This is a genomic window from Nocardia sp. NPDC002869, assembly GCF_046764065.1.
Classification (GTDB): domain Bacteria; phylum Actinomycetota; class Actinomycetes; order Mycobacteriales; family Mycobacteriaceae; genus Nocardia; species Nocardia rhamnosiphila.
The window spans coordinates 1-2705 of sequence record NZ_JBKOOL010000300.1 but is presented as its reverse complement, the minus strand read 5'-3'; the positions used below and the strand labels follow the sequence as shown (position 1 = coordinate 2705).

The 2705-nt window shown below is 66.5% G+C and carries 1 protein-coding gene; it reads right to left on the bottom strand.

All coding sequences use genetic code 11. The annotated features are described in order from the left end of the window. The coding region (locus ACLML9_RS28355; RefSeq protein ID WP_411948366.1) for a non-ribosomal peptide synthetase at positions 1-2705 on the bottom strand (2705 nt) is incomplete at both ends.

Sequence of the window (2705 nt, the reverse complement as noted above, 5' to 3'; positions counted from 1 at the left end):
AACTTCACCTGGAAATCGGTACGACCCAGATACTCCAGCACCGGTTCGATCCGGCCCTCGACCTCGGCCCGGCTCCACCGCACCAGGTCCCCGGTCCGATACATCCGCTGACCGGCGTCGAACGGGCTCGCCACAAAACGATCCGCAGACAGATCCGGACGGGTCACATAACCCCGCGCCAGCTGATCACCGGCGAGATACAGCTCACCCGTGACACCGGCGGGAACCGGCCGGAGACGGGAGTCCAGCACATACACGCGCGAATTCCACTGCGGCACACCGATCGGCACACTATTGGTTTCCTGACCGGTGGCCTGCCAATAGGTGATCGACACCGCGGCCTCGGTCGGACCATACAGGTTGTGCACAGCCGCATCCGAAATCGCGTGCATCGCCGTCACCGTCTCCGGCGGCAGCGCCTCACCGATCACGAACACATGCTCGAGACTGCGGACGGCTTCCGCCGGAGTATGCGCAGCGAACACACCCAACATCGACGGCACGAAATCGGTCACCGTGACCTGCTGCTCGGCGATCGTGCGCGCCAAGTATTCGGTGTCACGGTGACCGTCCGGAGTCGCCACCACCAGATGCGCACCCGCGGCCAGCGGCAGGAAGTAACCCCATAGAGAAACGTCGAACGTCGTCGCCGTCTTCTGCAGGTACACATCCGACGCATCCATCGGGTACTGCGACAGCATCCACGCGACCTGGTTCACGATCGCCGAATGCGGAACCGCCACACCCTTCGGACGACCCGTCGAACCCGACGTGAAGATCACATACGCCGTATTCGACGACCGCACCGACGCCACCCGGTCGGCATCGGTCACCTCGGTATCGGCGTAGCCCGACACCTCCAAGGTGTCCACAGCCAGCACCGGTACATCCGTACCTTCGGGCACCGCACCGGCGTCACCGGTGGTCGTCAGCACACACAACGGTGCCGCGGTCTCGAGAATGTAACCGATCCGCTCCACCGGATGCGCCGGATCCAACGGCACATACGCACCACCTGCGGCAACCACCGCATACATGCCGACCACGAGATCGATCGACCGCGAAACCAGCAACCCGACCAGCGTCTCCGGGCCCACACCCTGCGCGATCAGATGCCGCGCCAACCGGTTCACCCGACCGGCGAACTCGCCGTAGGACAGGCTCGTCCCCTCGAACGACACCGCCACCCGGTGCGGATGCGCCGCGGCAGCGGCATTGAACCCGTCCAGCAGCAGCCCGGCCGGAAGTGCATGCTCGGTGGCATTCCACTCCGCCAGCATCTTCGCGCGCTCGACCGGCGCCAGGATCTCCAGATCACCGACCGCCGTCTCCGGCGCCGCCACGATCTCCCGCAGCAGGCCCACGAAGCGCTCCGCGAAGCCCGCCACCGTGGCGTGGTCGAACAGGGCGGTGGCATAGGTCAGGTACCCGGCCACGCCGTTCGGGGCCCCGGCGGTGTCGTAGGAGTCGCCGAGCAACAGGTTCAGGTCGAACTGGGAGATCTCGGCATCGAAATCCACCCCGGAAACCGTCAGGTCCGGCAGTTCCAGCACGGAGGCGGCCAAGTTCTGGAAGGTCAAGCCCACCTGGAACAGCGGATGCCGCGCGGTCGACCGCGCCGGATTCAGCACCTCCACCAACCGCTCGAACGGCACATCCGCATGCGCGAACGCCGCAATATCGGCTTCCCGCTGACGACCCAGCAGACCGGTGAAGGATTCACCACGATCCAACTGCGTCCGGAACACCAGCGTGTTCACGAACATACCGATCAGATCGTCCAGCGCCTGCTCACCACGACCCGCCACCGGCGTACCGATGGTGATGTCGTCGCTACCCGAAAGCCGCGACAGCAATACCGCCAGAGCGGAATGCACAACCATGAACAGCGTCGCGCCCTGCTGCTGCGCCACTCGTACCAGTCCGGCATGGGTTTCCGCATCGATCGCGACCGCGACCCGCCCGCCCGCGAAGGACTGTACGGCCGGACGCGGCCGATCGGTCGGCAGATCCAGCTGATCCGGCACCCCGGCCAGCGCCGACTGCCAATAGGCGAGCTGCGCGGCCGCGATCGACTCCGGATCGGCCTCGTCACCGAGCAACTCACGCTGCCAGATGCTGTAGTCGGCGTACTGCACCGGCAGCGGCGCCCAACCCGGCGCCTCGCCGGCGGTACGCGCCGCGTAAGCGATCATCAGATCCCGCGTCAGCGGACCCACCGACAAGCCGTCACCGGCGATATGGTGCACCACCATCGCCAGCACGAACTCGCCGGCCACACCGGCCGCGGGCTCGACATCGACCGCAGCTTCGCCGGTAGTCACCTCGTGCACCCGGAACAATGCGACCCGCAGCGGCACCTCGGCCGTCACATCGAAACCCGCCGACGCCAACCCCGCCACCGCCGGAACAACATCTCCGGCCGCGACGGAACGCACCTCGAGTCGGGGTGCGGCGTCACCGATCGGCAACACCAACTGCACCGGCCCCGCCTCGGTCTCCGGATACACCGTCCGCAACACCTCGTGTCGCGCCACCAGATCCATGACGGCCGCGCGCAACGCCTCGACATCGAGGGCACCCGACAACCGGATCGCCATCGGCAGGTTGTAGGCGGCCGAATTCTGATCGAACCGGTTCAGGAACCACATCCGCTGCTGCGCCAGCGACAGCGGCGCAGCACCGACAACCTCTCCCGAGGGCAG